The following is a 26,287-nucleotide window of genomic DNA, read 5'->3' on the forward strand; positions in this document are numbered from 1 at the left end:
GTATACCCCGGAATCAAGCGAACAAAAAATGAGAAGTGTCAATCGACACGTTCTCATTGGTTTTCGCGCGCATACGCTTTAATCATCGTCACGAGTTGCTGGGTCTCGTCAGAGTTCGAATCGAGTCGAATCCCGTAATCATACAGGCTCCCCATTTGTCCACGGTGCCGTACGTGACCCGTCAGGTCGAGCGGTTGAATCAACGGGACGAGGTCGAGTTTGACTTGGACTTTCAATCCTTCAGAAAGTGGAAATAAGTAATCGCACCGCATCTTCAGACCGTGGGCGCTGATATTGAGCAGTTGTGCTTCCCCGTCATGAAGTTCTTTGTCTTCCCAGATGAGGCGATATGGGATGAAGCGGGGGTTCGGTAAAATATAACGAAACGTTTCTTGTCGTCGATAGCGCATCGGTTCACCTCATTTCTCTACCTTGATTATCGGCTATTTTTGGCGAATCGTGAAGCGTTGAATGCACCAAAATTTAGGAAGCGCGGTTTACAGAAATGCAATCGCTTTCTATAATGAGAAGACAGAGTGGATAGAGGAGGGATCGTATGAACGTCAAGGACTTACTCCGACGCTATTCGATCGACGAACCAATCATCTACGCGAAAAATCTACACGGACAGTGGGTCAAGTTGGAACAACTGCCGCCCTACACCATACTAGAGGTCGAGGCGACGGACGAGGCCATCGAGGCGCTCGCCATCGACGCGTACGTGGCGCTCACCGTTTGTCGGGAGAAATCGTCGCTTGAAGATGCACGCCCTTATGCGGTGCGGCTTCATATCAAAGGTAAGTAAAAACCGCGAGTCGATGGGCTCGCGGTTTTGTTTAGGCTGCTTTTTCTGTCTCGTCTTCCTGTGGGACGGTCCGTTTTGCGTAATACATGAACGGCGTCGCCATCCAAGCGATGATGAACTTGGCGACGTATGTCGTGATGAAGATATTCCACCAGATGTCCCATTCCATGCCCCAGAAGGCAATCGTACAGAACGTGAGCGTGTCGATGAACTGTGAGACGACGGTCGAACCGGTCGTCCGGAGCCACAGTTTCTTCTCACCGGTCTTGGCACGAATCTTCGAATAGATGAAGACGTCGAACAGCTGTGAGACGAGGTACGCCGCGAGACTACCGAGCGTGATGAGCGGTAGCATCGAGAACAGCGCCTCGAAACTCTCATGCATAAACAGCGCCTCTTCGAACGGCTCATAGAGCAGTGCGAATTGCATGAGCACCGTCGAGACGATCAAGATGAAGAAGCCGAGCCAGACGCCTTTACGGGCGGTGTGACGACCATATTTTTCATTCAAGATGTCAGTCGCTAAATAAAGGGAACCGTAGACGATATTCCCGAGAGTAAAGATGAAACCACCGATTACAATCTGCTGCGTCACTTGGATGTTGGCGACGACCGAGGCCATCGCGATCCAGGCGAACAGTCCGACACGTCCGAACAGCTTATAACTGAGGACGAGCAGACCGAGCGTGAGCAAGGCAGAAGGAATCCATAACCATTCATTGAGCATGGGGATCGTACTCCTTCCAAATCATTCATTCTGTCAACTTTACAAGTTTATAGAGGAACGGAAACCGTGTCAAGACAGTTTCCATGACTAGACGGAAAAAGCTCTCACCCGGGGTTGGATGAGAGCGATATATCTAGTTGATATGCTGTCATACACCACTTAGGTTAATGGCGATGCCTTTCATCATCGATGACAGATGATTCAATTTGGTACGGGCATGTTCCCAAGATTCCCAATCGTCACCTTCTATAAATCGTGTCAACGTCTCACTAATGTAAGTGAGTTCGTTCAATACAGAGGTCAACCCCTCGCGGTCGATGCCTGAGGCGTCAGATGACAACAAGTGGTCAAGTGCCGGGAGAATCTCATCAATGTCGGCACGGACGGATTCGAGTTCTTCCTGGTTACTGTCGATTTGCGTAGAGATTTCGTCGAGCGGACGGTCTTCACAAGACATCCCACAGGGGAAAATAGCCTGCTCTGATTCGCGCAACGCGCCGAGCGTATCACTGCTCAGAGACTCAAGATACCCTAAAAAGATTGTGACTTCTTCTTCGGTCGGGACGGGCTCGGAGAAAGGTTGTGTCTCGGATACATCGATTACGACATTTTTAGTTTTCGGGGGTGAGTCAGACGTACGATCTGTCGTCTGTTCGGTACAGGCGGCCAATAAGGCGACGGCAGCAAGTAGAATGATGAAACGTTTCATATCGAGTCTCCTTTATATCAGTATTCATCCATCATACCATTTATTGGAATTTAAGGATGGGCGATCGACAATAAAAAAGCACTTTCTCAAGGGTTTGAGAAAGTGCTTGTGTTGGTCCGTGTTACGGAATCCATTTGATGCCTCCGACGAGAATCGAACTCGTGCTGCAGCATTACCATTGCTGAGGTCTGCCACTAACCTACAGAGGCGGTTACATCTAGTATGTTACACAGTCTGTCATGAAATTTCAAGCTTTTTTAGAATAATAAGACCCCCGTCCTTCTCATGGTGAGAAGGGCGGGGGTGCGTTGAATCAAGCTTACTTCGTCCGGACCCAAACTGCTCCAGCCGAGTTGTCTTTCGCTTCGCCGACGACGTCGACGACGAGACCGTATTGTGGAAGTTTACGGCCCGCATCTGGGATGAGCGAGTTGATGTACGTGTTGGCGTCGTTGAACTGTTTCACGCCTGGTTGAGCTTTGTAGTCATAGATGCCACGGCTCGGTGAATCGATGTACCATGGGAGCGTCTTATCTAAGCTGAACGCCGCGTCTGCGATCTGGTAACGCGTGCTGCCAGCGACTGTGTCTTGACCGTTCAAGTTGCCGATAAGTGCCTCAGGGTGCGAGTCGACGACACCGAGGAAACCTTCACCCGGATGGATGCCGACCCAGTTGTCTGAGAACGAATCATCCGCATACCAGACAACGAGACCTGTGTTGTACTTGACGCCACGGCCGTTCAAGAGACCAGTGTCAGCGCCTTCATGGTTGCGCCACTCGAGGTAGTAGTAGTGCGGTTTCGAATCATAGCCGTCCGACTTGACGAAGCCGTCGAGCGTGACTTTCTCTGCGCCTTCCGCATCGTCAGCGAGGAGCGATTGTCCGCTTGACGTGATCGACAAGTTGTCGAGGGCGAACCCTTCAAGGGCAAGACCACCGTCCGTCACGTATTCGAAGACGATTTGTACGTCTTGACCAGCGAACTGTGACAAGTCGTACGATTTGTTCACCCAAGCGCCGTTCGTCGATTCCGCACCGTTTCCAGTGTTGTCATCGCCGTAGACGTCAAGGACGACTTCTTTGCCGCCGCTGAGTGCTTTCACGTACAAGTAGTCGTAGTCAAACTCGATATCGAAACGTGTGTCGAAAGCGAGTGTACCGTCCGCTCCAAGTTTGACCGTCGGTGTCGAGAGTTCAGTATGCAAGTTATCACCTTTTGTCGAGTAGTAGTAATACTCGCCGTATTCTGGTTCGATGCCTTTTACTTTCTTGTCTGGAAGGTTCACTTTCAACAATCCAGGGTTGGTTGATTTCGTCACCGATTGATCGAGTTTCGAAACAAAACCTTGTTGCGTGATGTCTTCAAGGTCAACTTCCGTGATGTTCGCCCAGTTGCCGCCCATCAATTTTTGGAAGTACTCTTTGTTTTGTGGCGAGAAGCTCGTTGGCTCTGTACCCGCCACTTTACCAGCCCAGCTGCCGCCGCTCATGATTGACCATGATTGGATCGGTTCGCCTTGACCTGTGTACTGTGTATCGTACTCATCTGGAAGACCGAGGTCGTGACCGTATTCGTGAGCGAAGACGCCGACTGCGCCGTCTTCAGGTTGGATTGTGTAATCGAATGCCGCCATTTGACCGCCCCAGTATGGGACAGCTGCTTCCGTACCTGCTACGCGGTAAGGGCTGTTGCCGACGACCCAACGGTGTGACCAGACTGCATCGTCACCGAGGACACCGCCACCAGCTTCTTGGCCGGTACCGGCATGGATGATCATCAAGTGGTCGACCAAGCCGTCCGGCTCGTTGAAGTCGCCGTCACCGTCGAGGTCATATAAATCGTACTGATCGTATTCGGCGAGGTCCATGCCTGAAGCGACCGCAGCGTTCAACGTGTCTTTAACGAGTTGACGCGGACCTGGCCCGATGTTGTCATTCCCGCCGGCCGGATTGTCACCGCCGTAATCTTTCGCTGTGCCCGGGACGGTCAACCAGTCTGAGACAGTGCCGTCGACCGTGTAACTGCCGCCCGACTGTTCCTCATAGTACTGTTTGAACGTTTGGACTTTCTCACCGTTGAACAGTTCGAACGATTCGTCGCCGAACATGTATTGCTCGTAGTGTTCTTTACTAAAGTTGTCGCTATAGAGATAACCTTCTTCTTGAACGACGTTGTTATGTTTGAAGTCGCTGTACTCGACGAGAAGGACGAGGACTTTGTCTTCACGGACGGCGCCGTTATAGCCAGCTTGCTTGGCCGGGTCGACTTTGACTTGACCGTTCGGCTTGCCTTTGCGATAGTTCGCTTGTCCTTTTTTCGCTTTGTCGAGGAGACGTTTCGATTCTTTCTCGAATTGGTTATGTATCTTCTCTTTTGCTTTGGCTGCTTTTTTGTCTAACTTATCGTCGTGCTTATGGACGTCTTTCGCATTGCCTTGCTTCTTCTCGATATAGGCATCGACGGCCTTTTGGCGCTCGGTGGCCGAAAGCCCTTTTTTGATGACGCCTCGTTTCTCGAGCGCTTTGGCGAGCCGATCCTCATCGATGATGTTATGATCGAATGGAGCGGTCGAGCTTGGGGTTGGCAACGGTGAGGCGGCGAGTGGAGCGGCACCGACGGCCGGAATCGCACTGACGCTCATGACCGATGTCAATGCGACGGCGAGCGTCGTACGACGGATGGAACGTTTTTTCATTTGTACTAACCTCCTGTGAAAATAATGGGAAATTGTGTGAGCTTGAATCTAACGTTAAACTTGTGTCTGATTAATGTCAATATTCAGAAAATAATAACTTAAAAAAGAGACTTTCGTCCCGAATGGTTCTAAAGACCTAAGGGGTCAAGTCTCTACATCGATGATGCCGTAATGAAATTTGGATGTTTTACGAACAATCCTTTTAAAACCAAACGTTTCAAACGTCTCACTCTCAAAGTGAGCCTTTAGGACAATTCGTCTGGATGCAACACGACGGGCCTCCATCATGAGTTCAAGAGACAGCGGATTCGTGTTGGCGAGGGATCGTAATGGGTTCAAGTGAACCGATTCTGAAATCGTCTTTTCGAACATTGGGTCGAAGTAGACGACATCGAATGAATCGTCCGGGCATGTCTTCAAATAGGTGAGGGCATCCGTCCAAACGACCTCGAGCCGACGCATCGCCTCATTGACGGCGGGCTCTTTTTCTTCCCAAACGGTTAGCCCTTCCTTGACGAGCATCGCTGTGACAAATTCGCTCTCGATCCCGACGGCGCGACCCGACGGACCGACGGCATGACTGAGGACGATACTGTCGGAGCCGAGCCCGAGCGTACAGTCGAGGACCCGGTCACCCGGTTTGATTGCGGCGGCATCGACGAGCGGATCGTTCCCGCCACGCGCAAGCTGCTTCACACGGAACACCGAGCTCGATGGGTGGAAAAAGAACGGTTCATCTCCGGCGAGAGGGGTGTATTCGACGCGACGTTTATCAAATACGAGCACGCCGGCATGGTGACGTTGTTTTAACGTGTCGATGGAATGTTTGCGACGGGTGACGAAATGGGCGCCATAAGTCGCCGCATGGGCCTCGGCCCGTTCGATGGTTGCCTCAGTCGGGCGTAAACAAGTTGTAACGATATAAGTCATAGTTTCTCCTTACTGAAAAAATGAGACGCAGAAGCGTCTCATTTTTTCTTGCTGAGTAAATCCGATAACTCGTCGATGAGTGCCTTGTGGGAGGCAAGTTCTTTCTTCTTCTCGTCGTTCGGGTTTATCGGGCGTTTCGAGCGGCTCTGGAGCGCCTCGAGCGTTTCGTCGATTGACGATTTGAGCGTGTCACGATCTTCCGGCTTGAGGGTGACCTCATGCGGGTTTTCACCGCTTGCGTCGAGTTCGCGTAGACGAGCCATCAATTGTTTTGCTTCTCGGTTCAAATCAGCGAGCAATCTGTCAATTTGTTCCAACCGAAGCTTGATTCCATCACGTTCCGTAAACATTTGTTTCACCTCTTTTATGGGGATAACCCTGTTGTCTCTTCCCATTTACTTTACCATAATTTTCGAACAACGAAACCACCGGGAATATATTCCATTTTTATTGGCTGTGGGAAACACTGTTTCTCTATGCCCACATGAATCTCAACTGGTATACTGACTTAGCTAAAAAGGAGGTGGTCGGATGCAGTCGACAACTCATCCACCAAAAGCGCTTAAAGGCGCCATTTTATCGATCACGACGTATTTGGTCTTATCTGTATTAAAAGTCGTCTTCGGTTTGGTGTACAATTCGGAGGCCGTCCTCGCCGACGGATTCAATAATACGACCGACATCATCGCATCAATCGCCGTCTATATCGGCATTCGCATCGCCGCACTGCCCCGAGATGCCGAACATAAATACGGTCACGCCAAAATGGAGACACTCGCCGCGCTCGTCGCATCGCTGATCATGGTCGCCGTCGGGGTGTTCGTTCTATTGAACAGCATCGCCACTCTAATCGGTGGTGAATACGTCGAACCGAACCCGCTTGCTGCTGTCGTCGCGTTCTTAAGTGCACTTGTCATGTTCGGCGTGTATGCGTACAATTCGAACTTGGCCAAGAAAACCCGGTCGCTCGCCTTGAAAGCGGCCGCGAAAGATAATTTGGCCGATGCCATGATCTCGATCGGGGCTACGCTCGGCGTTCTCTTCGCTTACTTTAAATTGCCTTGGATGGATACGGTTCTCGCCGTCTTGATTGCGGGAATGATCATCCGGACCGCGATTCAAATCTTTCTCGATGCGACACATCAGCTCTCTGACGGATTCCCGCCGGATCTCGTCGATTCCTACGAAGAGACGATTCAGCATTTCGATGCCGTCAAGGAAGTGCGTGAAATCAAAGGACGTCACCTTGGTAACCATGTCATGCTCGATGTGACGATTGCCGTTGAAGGAAGTCTCACCGTCGAGGAGGCGCACGATTTGTGTGATGACATCGAACGGGAGCTCGACGAACATCATGCTGTCGATTCGGTCCATATTCACATTGAACCGGTCTGATTTCGGTTATCTTTTGCGCTTCACGCCGCCGTTCGTATATAATGAGTTTGGAAAGACTATGAGATAACTGTTAAGGAGGGCACGGGATGGAAATCGTGCGTCAACCTATTCGTCAGATTGATGAGATCGAATATGAGCATTTTAAAAAATATGGTCAAAGTTCTTACGGCATCTCAGCCGAAGAGTTAAAAGGCATCTTTGTCGAGATGGGGGCAGAGCAGGTATACTCGGCCGATGAGCATAGTTATGGGGAGGACTTCTATTATGATCTCCTCGTTGACGGGCAAATCGTCGGAAAAGTGTTGCTCTTGAAACTCGCTCGCGTCTATCAGCTCGATTTGATGGTGTTCGACGCCTTCAAGGGCAATGGCTATGCGACAGAAGGCTTGCGCCTCGCGCTCGAACAATCCGACTTAAGAGAAGGACATACCGTCCGCGCCGGCATCCCGCCGACGAGTCCACATCAGGAAGCGGTACGCCGTGTCCTTGAGAAGAACGGCTTCGAGAAACGGAACGGCCTTTACTATTTAAACTTTAAAAAGCGATATGTAATCAACCACTGAACTGACGGCGTCTGACGCGTCAGTTTTTTCGTATGGAGGTTTTACCGATGAAACAAGTGACAATCAACGACATCGCCAAACTGGCCGGGGTCGCCAAAAGTACCGTCTCTCGTTATTTGAACGGGGGTTCGGTCGGACAAGCGACACGCGAGAAAATCGAGCGGGTCATTCAAGAGACGAACTATGAACCGAACCAGTTTGCGCAAAGCTTAAAGTCGAAACAGACGAAAATGATTGGTGTCATCGTCCCTCGTCTTGATTCCTATGCGGCTTCGCGTACGATGATGGGCATCGACGAGCGGTTGACCGAGCGCGGTTATCAAATGCTCGTCGTCAACACGGCCCAACAGACCGAACGCGAGATCGAGCAATTATATAACTTAGCAAAACAGAAAGTGGCCGGCATCATCTGGCTCGGGACGACCGTGACGCCGCGGCACTTGAAGGCGATCAACGATATCCAAATTCCGGTCCTATTGATCGGTCAAGAGCATGAACAGGTCCATAGCCTCGTCTATCCCGACTACGATGCGGCGTTCGCCCTCGGTAAGCAGTTCATGGAATGGGGTCACCGTGACGTCCTATATGTCGGTGTCGGTCCATACGACATCGCCGTCGGACAGGCGCGGCGTGACGGTTTTCTGCATGCGTTCAAAGAAGCAGGCGCGAACGTAACGACGTATACGACGACGTTCAAAATTGACGACGCGATCCCGATTGGGGAACGGATCGCCGAGGCGACCGATGACGCGACGCTCATCGTCTGTGCGACCGACAACATCGCCTTCGGTGTCTTGAAAGGGCTCGCCAATGGTGGAAAATCGGTGCCGGTGGATATCTCGGTGAGCGGATTCGGCGGCTATGATTTCACCGAAGTGCTCCATCCAGCGATCACGACGGTGCATCTTCCATACCGTCGGACAGGGTCTCGTGCGGCTGACATGATTCTCCAATTGTTAACAGGCGAAACCATCCCGATGAAAACGTTCACAACTTTTGAATTAAAACTGCGAGAAAGCGTTGACATTTTAAATTAAATCGATTACATTTGTGTTGCGGAACCGGTTCCGCAACATTTTTTTATTCGTTTTTGGAACCGGTTCGATAAGTGATACGAAGCACGACATTCAGACATGGAGGTGGACGGATGAACACCGTACATTGCATTGGTGAACTATTGATTGATTGGGTTTGCGAGGACGCATCGAGCGACCTCGTCAACGGGACGACATTCGTAAAGAAAGCAGGGGGCGCACCGGCAAACGTCGCGGCAGTCGTCAGTAAACACGGAGGAAATTCGAGTTTCCTCGGTCAAGTCGGGGCAGACCCGTTCGGACGATTTTTAAAACAGACGCTCGTCGACAACGGCGTCGGCGTCGAGAATCTAGTTGAGGAAGGTGACACGACGTTCGCGTTCGTGTCGATTCAAGAAGACGGTGAACGGGACTTCACGTTCCGCCGCGGTAGCGACGGCGATTATGCGTTCGAGTCGATTGATTTGTCGGCCTTCAAGCCTGGGGACATCGTCCATTTCGGATCGGCGACGGCACTCCTCGACGGTGAGTTAAAGACCGCTTATTTCAAACTGCTCCAGTTCGCCAAGCGTGACGGCCTGTTCGTCTCGTTCGATCCGAACTACCGTGACGCGCTTGTGACCGACCTCGAGGCGTTCAAACAAGATTCGCTCCACTTCATCGCCGAAGCAGACTTCGTCAAGTTGAGCGAGGAGGAAGCGCATTTATTGACCGGGCTTGACGATTTAGACGAAGCGATCGCGTCGCTTCTCGAAACGGGTGCGAAACGAATCGCCATCACACTCGGCTCGCGCGGGACGCTGATTGCGACGAAAGATGTCAAAGACGTCATCGCTTCAGTGAAAATTGAAAGCGTCGATTCGACGGGAGCGGGTGATGCCTTTGTCGGCGCCTACTTGTATCGCTTAGCGACTCTAGGCATCGATGACGACCGTTTACTAAAGGATATTGAATACGCGAACGTGACCGGCGCATTGACGTGCACGGCATACGGCGCGATTCCAGCCATACCAACACAACAACGCGTACTTGAAACGCTAGGAGGGAAACCAGCATGAACTACAGACAAGAAGCAGAAGCGATTTTAGAGGCTCTCGGCGGGAAAGACAACGTCGCCGCCGCGGCCCACTGTGCGACCCGGCTCCGCCTCGTCTTGAACGACGAATCGAAAGTCGACGAGAAGAAACTTGACGCCCTCGACGTCGTCAAAGGAACGTTCTCGACCGGTGGCCAGTATCAAATCATCATCGGTGCAGGTACGGTTAACAAGGTGTACGCTGAGTTCGCTGAATTGACAGGCCTCGGCGATATGTCGACAAGCGACGTCAAGTCGGCCGGCGCGAAGAAAGGCAACCCGCTCCAACAGTTCGTCAAAATGTTGTCTGATATCTTCGTCCCAATCATCCCGGCCATCGTCGCCGGCGGTCTCTTGATGGGGATCAACAACTTGCTCACGGCACCTGATTTGTTCTTCGAAGGAAGCTCACTCATCGATCAGTACTCAGGCATCGCCGATCTCGCCGCGATGATCAACACGTTCGCGAACGCCGCCTTCGTCTTCCTGCCCGTCTTGATCGGGTTCTCCGCCGCCAAGCGGTTTGGGGGTAATCCGTACCTCGGCGCCGCGCTCGGGATGATCATGGTTCACCCGGATCTCGTCAACGCCTATGCGCAAGCAACGGTCGGTGATATCCCGGTTTGGAACATTCTCGGCTTTGAAATCGAGAAACTCGGTTACCAAGGACAAGTGTTACCGGTCCTCGTATCCGCTTATATCTTGTCGAAACTTGAAATCAATATTCGCAAATTCATGCCAGCATCACTCGATATCTTGCTCACACCGCTCCTCTCGCTCCTCATTACGGCGTTCGTCACGTTCGCCTTCGTCGGACCGATCACACGCGAAGCGGGTAACTTGATCATCGACGGTCTCGTTTGGACGTACGACTCACTCGGCTTCTTCGGCGGTCTCGTCATGGGTCTCTTGTACGCACCGATCGTCATCACAGGGATGCACCATAGTTTCATCGCCATCGAGACACAACTTCTTGCCGATATCGCACGTACGGGTGGATCATTCATCTTCCCAATCGCAGCCATGTCGAACGTCGCGCAAGGTGCGGCCACACTCGCTGTCTTCTTCTTGACACGTGACCAAAAGATGAAAGGTGTCGCTTCAGCATCTGGGATCTCGGCACTCCTCGGCATCACGGAACCGGCAATGTTCGGGGTCAACTTGAAACTTCGTTATCCGTTCATCGCGGCCATCATCGGTTCAGGCGTCGCCTCGGCGTTCATCGTCGGACGTGAAGTCCTCGCCGTTGCCCTCGGTGCGGCAGGTCTTCCAGGGATCATCTCAATCGCACCAGCGTCAATCGTCTCGTATATCATCGGTATGGCTATCGCCTTCGCGGTTGCCTTCGGATTGACGTTCGTGCTCGCGAAACGCCAAGCGAAAAAAGAAGCAGTCAAACAAGCAGCATAATGAAAAGGAAGTGATGTTATGAGTTGGACGAAGGCAGAGCGTTACCGCTCGTTACGTGACGTGAGTGCCCTCGAGATGGAGACGCTCCGCACGAAGACGGCAGCTTCCCCGTGGCGGTTCGGATATCATATCCAACCGCCGACGGGACTCCTGAACGACCCGAACGGATTCACGTATTACAACGGGGAATATCACATGTTCTATCAGTGGTTCCCGCTCGGACCGGTACACGGTCTCAAACACTGGTATCATGTCACATCACCCGACCTCGTCACGTGGACGGACCGCGGGGTGGCGTTAGTCCCGGAGACGACCGAAGATTCACACGGTGCCTATTCAGGCAGCGGGTTCGTGAAAGACGGGGAACTCCACGTCATGTACACGGGCAATCACCGGACGGATGACTGGACGCGTCACGCCTCGCAAGTGCTCGGCGTGTTGCGGGATGGCAAGATCGAACGTCGCAATGTCGCGATTCCGGACGTGCCGGCCGGGTACACGGAACATTTCCGTGACCCGAAAGTGTGGCTCGAGGACGGCGCCTATTACGCCGTCGTCGGCGCACAACGTACGGACGAGACGGGTTGCGTCGTCTTGTATCACTCGGTCGACTTGGATGACTGGACGTTCCTCGGTGAAATCAAGACGGGACTCGATTCGTTCGGCTACATGTGGGAATGTCCCGACGTGTTCGAACTGAATGGGCAGCACGTCCTCGTCTTCTCGCCGCAAGGGATTGAACCGGACGGGCATCGCTATCACAACATCTATCAGTCTGGGTTCTTGATCGGCAAGCTCGACGTTGAGACGTTAACATTCACCCACGGAGCGTTCGAGGAGCTCGACTTCGGGTTTGATTTTTACGCCCCACAGACGACAGAACAGGACGGACGACGCGTTCTCGTCGGTTGGATGGGACTCCCTGAAATCGAGTATCCGACGGACCGCTTCGGTTGGGCCCACGCCTTGACGTTACCGCGTGTGCTCACAATTGAGGAAGGGATGCTCAAGCAGCGTCCGGTGGCGGAGATGACAACGCTTCGCCAAGACACATTCCTCGACGCGTCCGGCACATCAATCAGCGTCGCGACACCGGACCGGTATGAGCTTGAGGTGAAAACGGATGGGTCAGACTTCACGCTCGACCTGCTTCAGGTCGAGAATGAGTCACTCGTCATTCGTTACGACGCGACGGCAGGCGAATTGACGATCGACCGGACGAATGCCGGAGAGCCGTTCGCGACCGAGTTTGGCACGACACGGACGAAAGCGATTCATGTGACGTCGCTTCACGTGTTCGTCGACTCGTCAAGTGTCGAATGCTTCGTCAATGACGGTGAGGCGGTCGCCACGCTCCGTGTCTTCCCGAGCGAGCTCGAGAAACAGTTGCGTTACGAAGGCGCGACTGCGAGCCTGACCGGTTGGACGTATCAATAAGGAAGAGCTGAGCTTCGGCTTGGCTTTTTTGTTTACCTACAGAATGAACTCTATATGCTATTCTAGAAATAGGGAATAAATTACATATGGTATAGGGGATGGTTTACATGTGGATGGTTTTAGGATTGCTCGCGATTGGGGCGACACTGGTCAATTTGTATACGTTCAGCATCGGGAAAGACTATAAGCTACCGATGGCGATTGCGTTGTCCTTGACCGCATTGACGGTGTGTGCAGATTACAGCTATTTATCAGTCTGGGTCGAAGCGGAGGATTGGAGTGCGTTGGCGGATGTCATACCAGGTATGGGACGAGCGTGGTGGGTCTTAACGAGCATCTCGATTCTATTGAACATATTGCCGATTTTCTTGGAGCGAATGCGAAAACAGGCCTGAATGATCCGATGTCAAAATTTGTGAAACCTTTCGTCCGGATTTTCGTAAAAGATAACGATCAACATGAATGGGGTGATGGACATGAAACTAGATCGGGCAATCTTCACAGGGGCTTCGGCGATGTTCAAAGCATTTATGAACTCAGAGGAGAATGAGTTGAATAGAGAAGAGATGATTCAAGCGAGAGTTGCTGAGTCGTCAGGAATTGGTTCGTTCAATGAGACAGATTTCATCATGTTCAATGGAATCGAAAAAGTGAGATCGTTCGCGGACATGCTGCGTAATGCAGATGATGCGCTCGAAGATTCCATTCACGGGGAACCGGACTTTGACTTGGAGCTTCATTGGAAGGGCGGGATGATGGCACAGTATCATCTTTGGCTCGGACAGAAACATCAACCGAGCTTTTTGATGGATGTGACGCATCCGCATCTCATCTATCGCGTGTCGAGAGATATGACGAATCAGTTGATTCAAGTGCTCGGGGTGGATGATTGAACGAGTGACGTGGAATGTGAAACTTTACTTGCTTGAATCGCGTATATCAACCATATACAGACAGAGGGAGTCTATTTATGAAACATCGACATACATCAGTCTTTGCTCTCGTCACATTAACACTTACCTTGACCGGTTGTGCCTCGAACGATTTCCGGACGGATGGGATTGAAGAAGTCCGCGTCTCGGAATCGGACGGATTCAGCAGTTTTCAAGAGCGCGATATCGTCACGTTCGACGAACCGGAATCGATTCGAGTGTTCGAAGACATGCTGCGTGAGGCAGACGAAATTCCAGGTGTCGCCAATGTGGTCGGGCCGGAATACGATATCGAAATCCGCTTCGAGGACGGGGAGACGGACCGCTATTACCTTTGGCTCAACGATGATGCGAAATCCGTCAGTAGCCTTTACGACGCGGACGACACAAATATCGGCTACCGCCTTCCGGCTGACGTGACGGAAAAATTGATCAATCTGCTCGAACCAGGCGACTAAAAAAAGACGCCTAGAATGGCGTCTTATGAGTTGAAGCGGATAAAGCGTTCAATCTGTTGCTCGCTCTTCCGTGCTTGACGACCAATCCAAATCAAATGGCCGGGGCTGTTCAAGATGGTGAGCTGGGCGTGCGGGATGAGCCGTTTCGCGTGATGCGCGTGGCGGACCGGCACGGCCTTGTCATTTTTGGAGTGGACGATATACGTCGGGCACGTCACCCCGAGCAGCGCTTCATCGGTCACTTGTTGCCGCAGGTCGAACTGGGCACCGAGACCGAACGCCATTTGGCTAGCGACTCGTTTCAATAGGAAGATATCGTACGGGGTCACTTCGTCGCGGATGACATCGAGTGCGAGCAGGCTCGTCGATTGAATCATGCGGGCCGTCGCCTCAAACGGTTGTTTTTGAATGGCGCGGGCGACGAACTGTTTCATCGCAAATTGCAGCGCGATGAACGCAGGCTGGGCGACGTTACGGCTGATGTATTGCCGATAGGGGAAGTCGACGACGCTCGTCACAGCGGCAGCGAGCGTAAGGCTGAGCGCGTGGTCGTTCTGCGATGCGAGCTCGATTGCCGTCGGCCCACCGGCCGAAATGCCGTACACGTGATACCGATCGATTGCCATGATTTCCATCAAATGACGTAGGTTGGTGGCGAACGCTTGCGGTGAAGCTGAAAATGAGTACGGAGTCTCACCGTAGCCGGGACGGGATGGGACTATGACCCGAAAACCGGACACGACGAGCCGGTCCACATGGTACGGTTCGAGGCTCGATGATTGGGTCCCATGAATCAGAACGATGACCGGACCATGACCGCGGTCCATATATTCGATTTTCGTGCCGTTGACGTGCGCGTAATGTTTCACTGCGGAAGGGCCTCCTTAAACGATTTGTAATGGAAAATACCTTTATTTCATGGAAATAACATGCTACTGTCTGTTTATACATATTTTACATAGAGAAGTGAAAGGGGATTAAACCGTGAACAACCGAGAAAGGTTACTCGAGGTGAGACGGTTTTTCGAACGCCACACAGATGATAATCATCCAAAGACGTTAGAAGACTTGCTCGAATATTTATCTACGATCGGAGATACTTCTAAGTTAGCAAAAAAATCAGTGAAAGACGACATCCAAGCATTGACCGATTCGGGGTTCGAGGTGCAGGATGAGCTCGAGAAGAACGGCCTCGCCAAAAAATATTGGCATTCGGCCCGTTTGTTTGAAATCCATGAGCTCCGGATGATGGTCGACGCCATCGTCGCGGCGAAGTTCATCTCGGAGGACGTGACAGAGCGGATCGTCGAAAAGCTTCAAAAACTGACGAGTATTCCGGAAGCGGAAACGCTCCAGTCGATCATCAAGACACCGAAGAAGAAACACGGACAGATTCCTTACCATATCGATCGCATCCAGCGCGCGATCCAAGAACAAAAGGCAATCTCGTTCCAATATACGGACGTCGTCGGCTTTGACGCCACGAAGCGAACGTTCCCGCTTCGCCGTGACGGCGAGCGTTATGTCGTCAATCCGATTGACTTGCACTGGAACCATGAGCAATATTATTTGATTGGCATCGATGAGTCGATCGGGGAAATCCGAAACTATCGCGTCGACCGCATCGTCAACTCAGAGATTGTCGAGGATGATACGCCGCGCATGAAACATCATTTGCCGGATGACTACTTCCAAAAGTCGTTCAATATGTACAACGGGCTCGACGAGGAAATCGTCCTTGCCGTCGACGAGCGCGTCCTCCCGGTCATCTTCGACAAGCTCGGCGAAGACGTCTCGATTACTCAAGACGGAGAACGCTTCCTCATCCGCTTCGATGCGGCCGTATCCGACGGGTTCGTCTTCTGGCTCTTGTCGCTCGGCACGCAAGTCGAGGTGCTCGAACCAATCACGCTCCGCGACCATTTGCGCGAGACGATCGAGGCGATGGCCGAACGATATGCGAAGGCGAGCATTCACTGAAACGATTGAAATGAAGGTATGATATACTGCTTGCGACACTTGTAGAAGGGGGACAGGCGGATGTTAGATTGGATGCCATTAATCATTCCGATTGTCGCTGTCATTTTTGTCGCTGTCGTCGCAAGACGCGCCATGAAAATGGACCAAGAGAAATAAGCTAGGACGGACATCCTTCTCGTCATGAGGGGGATGTCTTTTCCGTCCAAAAGGAGGAGACCGGTGGACACCATCACACGTACGCTGTTCGGTCTGACGCTCTACGGGGCGGCCGACAAGCGAGAGCTTCAGAAAAACGAAAAACGTGCTTTGTTCGTCACGACGCTCGTCGGGAGCCAAATCCCAGATAGTGACGTCATCTCGCGGTTATGGGACACGGAAGGGATGTATCAGATGTGGCACCGCGGCATCACTCATTCGATTTTCCTCGTCCCGTTGTTCGCGCTACTCATTTACATACTCGTGCGCCTCTTGTTCAAGGTGACCGATATCCGTTACTTCTGGTGGGCGCTCTTGTCCGTGTTCATCCATAACACGGCAGACTTGTTCAACGCCTGGGGGACGGGTTACTTCGAACCGTTATCGGATGTCCGGGTCACGTTCGGTGTCATCCCGATCGTTGATTTCGTCTATTGGGGCATTTTCCTCGTCGCCTGGCTGATCGCACGGCGAACTGACATCAGTCATACGGTGTATCGCTACGCCTGGGCAGTGATCGTCGTGCACGTCTTGATTCAAAGTGCGCAAGGGGCGTACTTGTATCAGTCGTATGCCGCCGATCACGATGAAGTGGCGCTGTCGGCCTCGTTCATCCCGACCCAGTTCACGGTCGTCACAAAGACCGATGAGTCGGTGTCGATTTACAGTGACTCGGTCTATCAAGAACCCGAGGTCCAATACGAGTTGACGAGTGCGGACGATGCCGATTTGAATCCGCTCTTCGCCGAAAATAAAGAAGCGATCACGCTCAAACAGTGGTCCCCGTTCGTTGTCGTCGTCGAGGATGATGAGCGGCTCGGCCTCTACGATCCGCGCTTCTTTGACGGTGAGTCGTCATTCCTTTACGAATACATCGAATTGTAGGTGATTACGATGCGGCGCATCCGTTATTTGTTCATCTTCGGTTACGAACAGGCACTCAGTTGCATCTTCCCGGTCGCCATCTTCGGGGCGCTCGCGTTGACGAAATGGTTCGACTTTCCGATTCCGCGTTACGACGTCCTCCTCATTTGGTGCCTATTCGTCCAAGTCGTGCTCGTCAAGACCGGGCTCGAGACGATGGAAGAAGTGAAGGTCATCAGTTGGTTCCACGTTATCGGGCTCGGCCTCGAGCTGTTCAAAGTCCAGATGGGGTCATGGAGCTATCCCGACGAGGCGTTGACGAAATGGTTCGGCGTCCCGCTCTATGCGGGGTTCATGTATGCGAGCGTCGGCAGCTACGTCGTCCAGTCGTGGCGCCGCCTTGATTTGGAGTTTCTCAAGATGCCTCCACCGCTCATCGCGTTCGGCCTGGGAATCGCCATCTATTTCAACTTCTTTTGGCATCACATTTGGCTCGATTTGCGCTGGGTGTTGATTGGTCTCGTCTTTCTCGTCTTCGGCCGTGCCATCGTCACGTACCGGCTCGACGACCGCCGTTTCACGATGCCCGTCGTCGTCGCCTTCTTTTTGATTGCCTGCTTCATCTGGTTCGCGGAAAATATCGTCACGTTCTACAACGGTTGGGCATATCCGAACCAGTTGAGCGGTTGGGCGCTCGTTGACCTCGGCAAGCTGTCGTCGTGGTTCCTGCTCGTCATCATCAGCATCTTGCTCGTGGCGTGGCAGAAACGAAGACAGGAGCTCTCATGAAAAAACGTGTGCACCCGCTTCGGGTTGCACGCGTTTTTTGGTTACGTCGTTCGTTGTTTGGAGCGGGCGACCATATGGACGATGAACACATAGAGCGGGAAGGTGAATGTGAGCGCGATAATTAATAGCCCGACGGCCGGACTTGGCCATGCCGCTTCATTCGGAGCGGGGACGATTCGCGTCCAGACATAAGTGAACAGCGCCAAATAAGGAAACCATAACACGTATAGGGATAGGTTCCATGTTGAAGCTTCGAGACGCCTGACAAGTTTGATGAGGATCCGCGTGAATAAGATGAGTGAAGCCAGAGCGATAGAGACGATGATTAGTATATAAATGTTATCCATTATCAGATAGAGCCGTCCGCTGTTGGCGAGCAGTTGAATGTTTAAGAGTAGGATGAGCGCGAGCAGGATGGAGAGGTTTTGTAATTTGAGAAAGTGTGTCATGAAGGTCTCCTTGAAAATGAAATGGTGATGAAACTTTGTCTGGCAGCACCCGTATAAAAAGATGAGGTGATAAGTTTGATTGATATAATTGGGTTTTGGTGTATTGCGCTCGCACTTATGGGTGCGACGATCATGTATTTCGTCCAATGGTGGAGAGGACGAAAGTTAGGAAAGTTGTTTGCGTCTATTGGGTCGCTCGTGCTAGTCATTCTAGTGTTGCTCGTGACGGTTCCAGATACATATGATCGGATTCATAGTCGCTACAAGACAGAGACGGGAATGTGCTATATAATCGATAACGGTGCTAAAGCCCGTGATATCGATGTATATTTGAATGGCGTACCGCACGAAACGCGCAATCGTCCCGATATCCCGTTCGGTCCTGGTATTGAATATGAATGCACAATCACGCTCACGCAGGAGTTGAAGACGCTCGTCGACTATGAGTTACGGTCTGAAGATGGTGACGTTCTATTTTCAACATACTAAGGTGTTCCTTTCATGAAGGAATACTTTTTATTTGCTTATTGATTGGGGTGTTCAATGTAGCTAGCACATTTAAAGTTGTCTCAGAGTATGTGCGTAATTTAAAGATAGCATAATTCACCTCTTTATTTATTGAATATTGTTATTATTTACAATATTACTGTGATAGAATCAAAAAACACACATATGGTTTTATTTTACTTTTGTATCGAGAAAATGTTTTATTTTGGAGAGAGTTCTTTTTGACTGTGTTTTAGGCGGCTAGTCATTGAGAGAATAGAAACTCATGTCACAAAAGGAGAGAATCGGATGAATTGGATTGCTCAAAAATCGGCTCAGTTTTTCATCACGCTATTTGTATTGATTGCAATCAGTGCCTTGCCGTCACTCGTCGTGGAACTCGAGTTCGTGCCATCAAATTACTGGAACGGGATTCAACAACAATTCAGTCAGTTGGCGAAACTCGACGAGATTACATACTACAACGTCACCGCACAACGCGAGTTACCGTTATTGCCAGACCTCGCCCCGCTCATGAAAGAGACGGTCATCATCTTTATGACGTCACTCATCGTCTCGGTCGGGTTCGCCCTTCTGTACGCCTATTTCTTTTATCGGAGCGGGAAGCGCGTGCGCACGGTGCTCCAGCAAACGAGCCAGACGCTCGAGATGATCCCGGATTTGTTTTGGCTCATCTTCTCGCAATTTCTTGCCATCACGATTTATAAGAAGACAGGGTTCGATCGAATTGAAGTCGCAGGTGGGTTCGCCGAATACATACGCTTTTTGCCGATTGTGACGTTGACGCTCACGATTCTGTTCTTCTTCCTCAAGTGGTTGACGAAACATATCCTCGAGGAGGAGGTGTCGTTGTTTCTCGAACTGGCCCGGGCCAAAGGCGTCAGACCGGCCGCCCTGTTCTGGAGACATTTGCTCCCGAATTTGGTGTACCGCTTCTACCTCTTTTCCCGCTCGAACTTGATCACGGTGCTATCGAGTCTGTTGATTATCGAGTATTTGTTCAACGTGCAAGGGATTTTCCGGTTCGCCGTCTATAATCCGGTCATGCCAATCCTGCTCGTCATCTTGTTGGTCGTCTATATCCCGATTTTTATATTGGATTTAGTAGCAGAATGGCTCATCCCGAACGCTTGGAAAGGAGGGATTTAATGCGACGCACGTTACTGCGGGACCCGATTTTCATCATCGGGTTCGTCATTTTTGCCAGCTTGCTGTTACTAAGTATCGGGAATACCGTATTCCGCGATGGCCAAGTCGACCAATTCTTGAACCGTTACTCCGACGAAGGTCGGTTGATTGGCATTCCGCCGCTCGAACCGTCGAAAGATCAGTGGCTCGGTACCGACCGGGCCGGCAACGACTTGTTCCAGATGATGATCGAAGGTTTTAAGTGGACGGTCGGCATTTGTGCCACCGTTGCGCTCGGACGGATGGCGTTCGGCCTATTGATTGGGATTCCACTCGCGTTTCGCGGGGCGCGCGTGAACCGAATCTTCAAAATGGTGTTAGACGGGTTTTTGATTTTACCGATTTCCCTTCTTGCCATGATGATGCTGTTCCCGTCCTTTTTCTTCGCGGATTCGACCATGGTGCCGCCGCTGCTGGACCGCGTGACGCTGCAGTTGACGGTGTTCGTGGCGCTCGGCTTGCCTGCAGTCACGCTCTATCTCATTACAGAGGTGCGGCAATTGCTCAAACAAGAGTTTATGATCGTCGCCGAGACGTTAGGAGGCAGTGTGTGGCACCGGACAAGGAGACACTTATGGCCGCACCTCGTTCCGACGTTGGTCATCGTCTTCATGCAGCAATTCGTGCAAACATTGATGTTGCTCATTCATCTGTCGTTGTTCGGCGTCTTTTTCGGAGGCACCGTCTTCCTGTTTGAAGGGGTGCGACCGACGCTGTTTGAATGGTCGTCGATGTTCGGTTTTTATTTCACGCAGTTCACAGCGACGACATGGATGACAAACCATATGTTCCTCGTTCCGGCTCTCGGCCTGTCACTGCTCGTCTTCCTCAGCAACTTGCTGACGAGCCGCCTCGAGCGGGCGTTTCGGTTACGGCGACAAGAAGCGGTCATCACGGAAGAGACGATGTCTCAAGCCGAGGCAGCGGCCGCGTCGCTCGCCGAGCCGTTCACACTTGTGCATGCGGATGGCTCATTTCAAAAGATGAATCAAAAGAAAGCGGACGGCATCACACACTGATGTCATCCGCTTTCTTTTAGTACTTGATTATCGTAAAACTAAGGAGGTAAAGATGGTGAACACGAAGTCGTTTATGCTCGTTTTTGTCTCGGTGTACTTGTTAATGAGTCTTCCTTCAATGTTAGGAATCGGTTATGTGATTGATTGGATTCCGGAAGCCGCTTTATTGCAAAAGCTGAAGGGATATGTGATTGATGGTTTTACTCACAACTCTCTTTTTAAAATTGTGTTCTCAGCCATCGCGAGTGGGATTTTTACCTTCTTTTCATCAAGACGGATAGCCAGTCATAGTGATTGAATTCGCTCAATATTATGAGAAACCTATGATAAATTAATCTTCAGATTGTGATTTGACTCGATTAATCCATGCATTAAGCTTGTTATAATCGATTTCTCCAGAATATCAGCGCTTCCTGTACGATTTATTCAAGGTGTATCTACTTCGTGTCAGTCTTCAATCATATCTTCTCCAGCGTGTCGCAGTTTCTCAAGTGAGTCGCGCATATGCGCGATCACATCGTCAAGGTGGCGTTCCCAAGCCCCGAGTTCGGCTACGACTTTGAGCGGGGCGTTCGACCGGTACGACCGGGTCGGATTTCCGGGGAAGCGCTTGTCCGTCAAGTTCGGATCGTTCTCGAAGTCGCCCGTCGGTTCGACGACGTAGATTCGTTCACGCGCATTTCCGCTCGCCAGTTCGGCTCCCCACTTGGCGGCGTCGAGAGTGGCCGTGAAATAGATGTAGTTCGACTGCTTGTCTTGATAGTTCGAGCGTCGCTTCGGTTCAAGCAAGTCTCCAAGTTTCAGTTCGGCTTTCGTTCCGTGGAAAAACGGGCCGGGGTCGAGCGGTTTCATGTCATCGGTCATGCTTTATCTCTCCTTCAGTCAGGCTGTCTTCACAGTATAGTGGATGGATTTAGGAGAACACAGTCTGTTTTTGGTTCGAGAATCGCGATATAATAAAGACGGGAAGAGCGTTCGGCTCTTCCTTTTTTGTTACATAGAATTCAAAGCTGTTTTCGGAACGAATAGCTCGTGATGGCGTAGTCCATCTTGTCTTTATAAAAGCGATGCGCCTCGGTCCTTGCCAGTCCGGACTCGAGGGCGACATATTTGGCACCACTGTCGCGTGCGTATTCATGAATGAAGTGAAGCAACATCTCGCCATATCCCTTCGAGCGATGGTTCACGCACGTCACGAGGTCGTAAATGAAGACGTGTTTCTCGAGATATAGATTGACGCGGAGCTCAATCCCCGCAAGCGAGACGATGACATCGTCGGCGTATAACGCATATAGTTCATACCCTTGTGGTCGCATGGCGGCGACGAGATCGCGATAGGCGTCGAGCGTCAAGTCGGTGCGCAGTTGATTCATGACTGGGAACGATTCATCGAGTTCGTGTGGCGACTCGATTGGTTTGATGGAATAGATGGTCGATGGAATGGGAATCATGCCTCCTTGAGGGGGGTGTTATATGTAGATTTCGCTTTCGTAAGTCAGGATTCCTTTCCTTACTTATAAACGGACAGAAGGGACAGATATATCGTGAAACATGCGCTAGTGATCGGCGGCAGCGGGATGCTGGCGGGGACGGTCCTTTGGTTGGAAGAGGTTGGCTATCACGTGTCCATCATCGGACGGGATGCCGAGAAAATGAGCCGATTGACCGAACAAACACCCGACCGACTGTCTGCCGTATTGGTCGACTATCGGGACGACTTGCGTCTCAAGGAAGCGCTGCGAAGTTCGATTGCGGATCACGGAGATTTCGACTTGGTCGTTGCCTGGGTTCATTCGGACGCAGCTGACGCCTTAACGTGTGTGTTGTCAGCACTACGAGGGGGAACGGACGTGTTCCATGTTCTCGGTAGTCGCGCCAACTCGAGCGGTGTGAGAAACGGGCTGACGATCACTGAAGACGTCCGTTATCACCAAGTGCAACTCGGTTTTCAAGTCGTGAAGGGGGAGAGCCGCTGGTTGACGCATAAAGAGATTGCCGGAGGCGTGATCGAGGCGATTCAAGGGAAGGAACCTCTCCATTTAGTCGGAAATGTAACGAGATGAAACGATTAACAATAATAAACTGAAGTGATAAAAGGTCGAACGATACATATGAAAATGCTCTTCGGGCAACCTAGATAGAGTATCATCTAGAGCGATTTAGATAAGAAATTGAATTGGGTTAACTCTGTGAAGGACTTGATGCTGTATCCAAATGGAAATTCTGAGTTTGCGTATAATGGGCTTGGATAGACGTTACAGACAGCAGTCGTGATGGAGAATCGAAACGGCTAAATGTGGGGTAAAATCGATATGATGACACAAAAACCTTGAATGCGCACTTTTATTAAGTGTCGATCATTCAAGGTTTTATTATCAGGTATTTCTCAACTAGTCGACGATGCCTTCGCAACGATTTTATCAACGACCGTGTTACAATTTTCTTGATTCACCTCATAAAACGTATCCTCATACGTCAATGACACGTGTTTACCGCTTTGAAGCCCATACTGTTCTAGTAGCGGACGAATCCGGTCATGGACGACTTGTGCGGCTTTTTGTGACGTGTAGGGGAAGATGATGGCGAACGTATCGACTGCGATCCGATACTTGTGATCGGTTCGTCTTGTTGCCATATGGAGCTCGTCACTGAAATAATTCAAGAACCATTCATATTCAGTTCGTCCGTAATGTTCCTTGAAACGAGCGAAGTCATTCAAGTGAATGAACGAGACTGAGAATGAGCCACCGTGGCGAATGAGACGGTCTCGTTCCGCACTCAAGTCCATCCGAAATCGCTCGGTATTATCAAGCCACGTCTCTGGATCGACCGCAATCAATTGTCGCGCTTGTTCCTCTAACTCGTGCCGGGACAGTTGAACGGTGTTCACGAGTTGATGAACGAGACCAGACAGAATGGACATGACGAGAAGCAGAATCGTAAAACTGATGCCTCTGGCGTTAAAAAACTGAACGTTTCCTGTTTCGTAAATGGACGCGAGCCATCGGAAATAGATGAATAAAAAGAGGAGGAGCGTGACAGACAGAGTCAGCCCAGCTCGCATCCCGAAGATGAGAGAAGAGAGTATGATGGTGGGTAAAATCAAGTAGCCGAGAAGACCGGTGTTACTTTCAGACAAAAGGACGATATAAGCCATCGTACCGACAATCATACAAGCGATGAGACCGAACAAATAAATCGATTCATTAGTCCATTGCTTCATGTTCACCCCTCCATCTGTCTTGAATCGGCTCACGATGAGCCACCTCTTCAATTACCCGCTATATATGCGGAATAACCAATCAAAGATGTCCGTCACCTTCATTATAAAACATTAGACTGGAACGACGAGATCGTTTTTCGAATCGGAGCGAGTGCGTTCTTCGGGATTAAGTAAACGACACCACCGACACAGATGCCGGTGGTGTCGTCAGTTATGTGGCAAGGGTGGTCTGGCCATCGTGAATCAACGTGTCGATCGATTCGCTTCATCGCGCCCGTCACTTCAAAGTCGAACACATGGATCGGAAGATGATTGTCTCTGGCGAGGAGGAGTGACGAGTGATCCATCGCCTATGCGATGCCGTTATATGTGATCGGACGCGACGCCGATTATGAAGTCGCACAAGGCATGTTAAACGGTTTGCCTGAATCTGAGTTAAGGTTATTAGAAGCAACGTGGCATCAACTCATTCGTGAACAAACGATGCTCGCAACGACTAGCAAGCTGGTGATTGCGGAACAGGCATCGCATGCCATTCAATTAGATCGTCCGGATGTCATTGTTGCTGTGGTAGAAGAACACATTGATCAGATGACTCAAGCGATACAATAAGCCGATTGAGAGGATGGTCTCAATCGGCTCTTTCTGTTGTTTCGCCAACACTATAACCGCATTAGGATGCTTCCTCCTCGTGTAGAGCTGACGTATACAAAGCTTGTCTTGATCGCTCTAGTACAACCCGTACTGTGACCAAGCCGACGAGCAAGAAAGCGAGTGAAAAGGCGACATACGTCGAGCGAATCCCGACATATTCAGCGAGGAGACCGATGCCGAACGTCAACCCGATAATCAAGACGGACTCCGCTACGTTGATCACCCCGGAGAAGCGGCCCATCAGGTCGGTCGGGACATTGTTTTGATAGAACGACAAGAAGCCGGTGTTCGCGAACGACAAGGCGAACGTGAGCAGGAAGAAACCGACCGCTGCGACCACGAATGACTCGGAGAAGGCGAAGACGAGATAGCCGACAGGTGTTAGGATGGCACCGAAACTGATTAGGAACGGTAACGTCAGCCGGGCACTGAACGTCGCGTTGATGATGGAACCAGCGATAATCCCGGCTCCGGCAACACTGACGAGAAAACCGTAGCGACTCTCAGAAAAGTTGAGCACTTGCGTCGCGAACGACGCCTCGAGCGAGTCGAGCCTCGACATGAAAATCGTCATGACGCAGAATAGGCCATAGACGAGTGTCACGTAACGCATGGTCGATGCGAATCGGACGACCGTTTTCCAATCATCGAGAATCATGCGCAGGTTGAACACTTCGACTTCGTCGCGGGCCGTGAACAACTTCGGTAGTAGGGAGAGGATTCCGACAGACACGAGCAACGCCAGCGCGTTCAATTGTATCGCGAGCGCGGGTGTACCGATCATGAACAACAATCCCGCGATGGCCGGGCCTAAGATGAATCCGGCCGATTGGACGAAACTTTTCATGGCGTTGAACCGTTGACGGTCACCGCTTGGGACGAGCTTGGTCATGTAGACGAGGGAGGCCGATTCGAAGACGGAACTCGCGATGTTCAATAGAAACACGAGCAAGTAGATGAGCGCGAGTGAGTCGATGAAAGCGAGACTGAAGACGACGACGGCGCGGAGCGCATCAAGCCACATCATCAAGCGGCGTGTATCGGTACGGTCGATGACCGAGCCTGACCAAACGTTCGCGCATAGTGCCGCGAGCGGGACCAGAATGTAGAGGACCGAGACGGCGAACGGCGATTGCGTCATCTCGAGAACAATCAAGTTGAGGGCGATGAAATACACCCAGGCGCCGAGGTTCGAGATGCCGACGCCAGTTAGTAAGAGTAAAGTGTGTTTCCAAGTATTCATCGC

General features: G+C 51.2%; 32 protein-coding genes and 1 tRNA gene. 19 read left to right on the top strand and 14 right to left on the bottom strand.

From position 1 onward, the window contains the following. Positions 1-53: 53 nt before the first annotated feature. Positions 54-410, bottom strand: a complete 357-nt coding sequence (locus KNP74_RS08105) for a PilZ domain-containing protein (RefSeq protein ID WP_034777480.1) — start codon at positions 408-410, stop codon at positions 54-56. 146 nt (positions 411-556) lie between these two features. Between KNP74_RS08105 and KNP74_RS08110 the strand changes: the two genes are divergently transcribed. Next, positions 557-805 carry a hypothetical protein gene (locus tag KNP74_RS08110; RefSeq protein WP_034777481.1) on the top strand — a complete coding sequence of 83 codons (249 nt, stop codon included), beginning with the start codon at positions 557-559 and terminating at the stop codon, positions 803-805. Between the two features lie 31 nt (positions 806-836). On the opposite strand, the gene KNP74_RS08115 is transcribed toward KNP74_RS08110, so the two are convergent. The 6 genes from KNP74_RS08115 to KNP74_RS08140 form a co-directional block, all read right to left on the bottom strand. Next, a complete protein-coding gene (locus KNP74_RS08115) occupies positions 837-1,532 on the bottom strand; it encodes a queuosine precursor transporter (protein ID WP_034777482.1) in 696 nt (231 codons plus the stop codon). Positions 1,533-1,680: 148 nt separating this feature from the next. After that, complete coding sequence (locus KNP74_RS08120) at positions 1,681-2,241, bottom strand: hypothetical protein (RefSeq protein ID WP_214763996.1); 561 nt, start codon at positions 2,239-2,241, stop codon at positions 1,681-1,683. 138 nt (positions 2,242-2,379) lie between these two features. Continuing rightward, a tRNA-Thr gene (locus KNP74_RS08125) sits at positions 2,380-2,450 on the bottom strand. Between the two features lie 110 nt (positions 2,451-2,560). Beyond that, a complete protein-coding gene (locus KNP74_RS08130; RefSeq protein ID WP_214763997.1) occupies positions 2,561-4,939 on the bottom strand; it encodes an immune inhibitor A domain-containing protein in 2,379 nt (792 codons plus the stop codon). Between the two features lie 144 nt (positions 4,940-5,083). Beyond that, positions 5,084-5,869, bottom strand: coding sequence for a class I SAM-dependent methyltransferase (locus KNP74_RS08135; RefSeq protein ID WP_214708658.1), 786 nt, complete (start codon positions 5,867-5,869; stop codon positions 5,084-5,086). Between the two features lie 38 nt (positions 5,870-5,907). Continuing rightward, the gene (locus KNP74_RS08140; protein WP_021067357.1) at positions 5,908-6,219 is read right to left on the bottom strand and encodes a hypothetical protein; all 312 of its coding nucleotides are present in this window, start codon (positions 6,217-6,219) and stop codon (positions 5,908-5,910) included. Positions 6,220-6,400: 181 nt separating this feature from the next. On the opposite strand from KNP74_RS08140, the gene KNP74_RS08145 reads away from it, so the two are divergent. From KNP74_RS08145 to KNP74_RS08185, 9 genes are all read left to right on the top strand, one after another. Next, the gene (locus tag KNP74_RS08145) at positions 6,401-7,264 is read left to right on the top strand and encodes a cation diffusion facilitator family transporter (RefSeq protein ID WP_214763998.1); all 864 of its coding nucleotides are present in this window, start codon (positions 6,401-6,403) and stop codon (positions 7,262-7,264) included. An 86-nt stretch (positions 7,265-7,350) separates the two neighbouring features. Beyond that, positions 7,351-7,827 carry a GNAT family N-acetyltransferase gene (locus KNP74_RS08150; protein WP_138859460.1) on the top strand — a complete coding sequence of 159 codons (477 nt, stop codon included), beginning with the start codon at positions 7,351-7,353 and terminating at the stop codon, positions 7,825-7,827. A 47-nt stretch (positions 7,828-7,874) separates the two neighbouring features. Next, a complete protein-coding gene (locus KNP74_RS08155; protein ID WP_214711045.1) occupies positions 7,875-8,864 on the top strand; it encodes a LacI family DNA-binding transcriptional regulator in 990 nt (329 codons plus the stop codon). A gap of 110 nt (positions 8,865-8,974) precedes the next feature. Next, positions 8,975-9,919, top strand: coding sequence for a carbohydrate kinase family protein (locus KNP74_RS08160; protein ID WP_214763999.1), 945 nt, complete (start codon positions 8,975-8,977; stop codon positions 9,917-9,919). After that, positions 9,916-11,346: a sucrose-specific PTS transporter subunit IIBC gene (locus KNP74_RS08165; RefSeq protein ID WP_214764000.1), complete on the top strand. Its 1,431-nt coding sequence runs from the start codon at positions 9,916-9,918 to the stop codon at positions 11,344-11,346. The genes KNP74_RS08160 and KNP74_RS08165 overlap by 4 nt, the downstream gene beginning before the upstream one ends. Before the next feature lie 18 nt (positions 11,347-11,364). Further along, entirely contained in the window at positions 11,365-12,783 is a 1,419-nt protein-coding gene (locus KNP74_RS08170) for a sucrose-6-phosphate hydrolase (RefSeq protein WP_214764001.1), read from the top strand. 107 nt (positions 12,784-12,890) lie between these two features. Next, positions 12,891-13,178: a hypothetical protein gene (locus KNP74_RS08175; RefSeq protein ID WP_214764002.1), complete on the top strand. Its 288-nt coding sequence runs from the start codon at positions 12,891-12,893 to the stop codon at positions 13,176-13,178. Between the two features lie 81 nt (positions 13,179-13,259). Then, positions 13,260-13,676 (top strand): YhfM domain-containing protein, encoded by a 417-nt coding sequence (locus KNP74_RS08180; protein WP_214764004.1) that lies wholly within the window; start codon positions 13,260-13,262, stop codon positions 13,674-13,676. Between the two features lie 77 nt (positions 13,677-13,753). Beyond that, positions 13,754-14,173 carry a YhfM domain-containing protein gene (locus KNP74_RS08185; protein WP_214764005.1) on the top strand — a complete coding sequence of 140 codons (420 nt, stop codon included), beginning with the start codon at positions 13,754-13,756 and terminating at the stop codon, positions 14,171-14,173. Between the two features lie 23 nt (positions 14,174-14,196). Here the strand turns inward: KNP74_RS08185 and KNP74_RS08190 are convergent, their stop codons facing one another. Then, positions 14,197-15,042, bottom strand: coding sequence for an alpha/beta fold hydrolase (locus tag KNP74_RS08190; RefSeq protein WP_214755045.1), 846 nt, complete (start codon positions 15,040-15,042; stop codon positions 14,197-14,199). A gap of 115 nt (positions 15,043-15,157) precedes the next feature. On the opposite strand from KNP74_RS08190, the gene KNP74_RS08195 reads away from it, so the two are divergent. From KNP74_RS08195 to KNP74_RS08205, 3 genes are all read left to right on the top strand, one after another. Then, positions 15,158-16,153, top strand: coding sequence for a helix-turn-helix transcriptional regulator (locus KNP74_RS08195; protein WP_034777546.1), 996 nt, complete (start codon positions 15,158-15,160; stop codon positions 16,151-16,153). A gap of 219 nt (positions 16,154-16,372) precedes the next feature. After that, positions 16,373-17,233 (top strand): metal-dependent hydrolase, encoded by an 861-nt coding sequence (locus KNP74_RS08200; protein WP_214764006.1) that lies wholly within the window; start codon positions 16,373-16,375, stop codon positions 17,231-17,233. Between the two features lie 9 nt (positions 17,234-17,242). Then, the gene (locus tag KNP74_RS08205; RefSeq protein ID WP_138859450.1) at positions 17,243-18,001 is read left to right on the top strand and encodes a DUF817 domain-containing protein; all 759 of its coding nucleotides are present in this window, start codon (positions 17,243-17,245) and stop codon (positions 17,999-18,001) included. 41 nt (positions 18,002-18,042) lie between these two features. Here KNP74_RS08205 and KNP74_RS08210 read toward each other — a convergent pair whose 3' ends face one another. Continuing rightward, positions 18,043-18,450: a hypothetical protein gene (locus KNP74_RS08210; protein ID WP_214764007.1), complete on the bottom strand. Its 408-nt coding sequence runs from the start codon at positions 18,448-18,450 to the stop codon at positions 18,043-18,045. A gap of 75 nt (positions 18,451-18,525) precedes the next feature. Here KNP74_RS08210 and KNP74_RS08215 point away from each other — a divergent pair, with 75 nt between their 5' ends. The 4 genes from KNP74_RS08215 (at position 18,526) to KNP74_RS08230 (ending at position 21,462) form a co-directional block, all read left to right on the top strand. Beyond that, a complete protein-coding gene (locus KNP74_RS08215; protein WP_214755055.1) occupies positions 18,526-18,939 on the top strand; it encodes a hypothetical protein in 414 nt (137 codons plus the stop codon). A gap of 306 nt (positions 18,940-19,245) precedes the next feature. Next, positions 19,246-20,106, top strand: coding sequence for an ABC transporter permease subunit (locus KNP74_RS08220; protein WP_214764008.1), 861 nt, complete (start codon positions 19,246-19,248; stop codon positions 20,104-20,106). Continuing rightward, positions 20,106-21,164: an ABC transporter permease gene (locus tag KNP74_RS08225; protein WP_214755059.1), complete on the top strand. Its 1,059-nt coding sequence runs from the start codon at positions 20,106-20,108 to the stop codon at positions 21,162-21,164. The genes KNP74_RS08220 and KNP74_RS08225 overlap by 1 nt, the downstream gene beginning before the upstream one ends. Positions 21,165-21,219: 55 nt before the next feature. Continuing rightward, the gene (locus KNP74_RS08230) at positions 21,220-21,462 is read left to right on the top strand and encodes a hypothetical protein (RefSeq protein ID WP_165569448.1); all 243 of its coding nucleotides are present in this window, start codon (positions 21,220-21,222) and stop codon (positions 21,460-21,462) included. 149 nt (positions 21,463-21,611) lie between these two features. On the opposite strand, the gene arr is transcribed toward KNP74_RS08230, so the two are convergent. Both arr and KNP74_RS08240 read right to left on the bottom strand, forming a co-directional pair. Beyond that, positions 21,612-22,028, bottom strand: coding sequence for an NAD(+)--rifampin ADP-ribosyltransferase (gene arr / locus KNP74_RS08235; protein WP_029595530.1), 417 nt, complete (start codon positions 22,026-22,028; stop codon positions 21,612-21,614). A 140-nt stretch (positions 22,029-22,168) separates the two neighbouring features. Further along, complete coding sequence (locus KNP74_RS08240) at positions 22,169-22,615, bottom strand: GNAT family N-acetyltransferase (RefSeq protein ID WP_029595529.1); 447 nt, start codon at positions 22,613-22,615, stop codon at positions 22,169-22,171. Positions 22,616-22,708: 93 nt separating this feature from the next. Here KNP74_RS08240 and KNP74_RS08245 point away from each other — a divergent pair, with 93 nt between their 5' ends. After that, on the top strand, positions 22,709-23,227 hold the full coding sequence (locus tag KNP74_RS08245) for a Rossmann-fold NAD(P)-binding domain-containing protein (protein ID WP_131472540.1): 519 nt from the start codon (positions 22,709-22,711) through the stop codon (positions 23,225-23,227). 323 nt (positions 23,228-23,550) lie between these two features. Here the strand turns inward: KNP74_RS08245 and KNP74_RS08250 are convergent, their stop codons facing one another. Then, positions 23,551-24,387: a GGDEF domain-containing protein gene (locus KNP74_RS08250; protein WP_214764009.1), complete on the bottom strand. Its 837-nt coding sequence runs from the start codon at positions 24,385-24,387 to the stop codon at positions 23,551-23,553. A gap of 101 nt (positions 24,388-24,488) precedes the next feature. Then, entirely contained in the window at positions 24,489-24,734 is a 246-nt protein-coding gene (locus KNP74_RS08255; RefSeq protein WP_131472542.1) for a hypothetical protein, read from the bottom strand. Between the two features lie 10 nt (positions 24,735-24,744). On the opposite strand from KNP74_RS08255, the gene KNP74_RS08260 reads away from it, so the two are divergent. Next, complete coding sequence (locus KNP74_RS08260) at positions 24,745-24,999, top strand: hypothetical protein (RefSeq protein ID WP_029595526.1); 255 nt, start codon at positions 24,745-24,747, stop codon at positions 24,997-24,999. A 61-nt stretch (positions 25,000-25,060) separates the two neighbouring features. On the opposite strand, the gene KNP74_RS08265 is transcribed toward KNP74_RS08260, so the two are convergent. Continuing rightward, positions 25,061-26,284, bottom strand: a complete 1,224-nt coding sequence (locus KNP74_RS08265; protein ID WP_214764010.1) for an MFS transporter — start codon at positions 26,282-26,284, stop codon at positions 25,061-25,063. Positions 26,285-26,287: the final 3 nt, after the last annotated feature.

Origin of the sequence: Exiguobacterium sp. s141, from assembly GCF_018618085.1 — a bacterium.
Taxonomy (GTDB): domain Bacteria; phylum Bacillota; class Bacilli; order Exiguobacteriales; family Exiguobacteriaceae; genus Exiguobacterium; species Exiguobacterium mexicanum_A.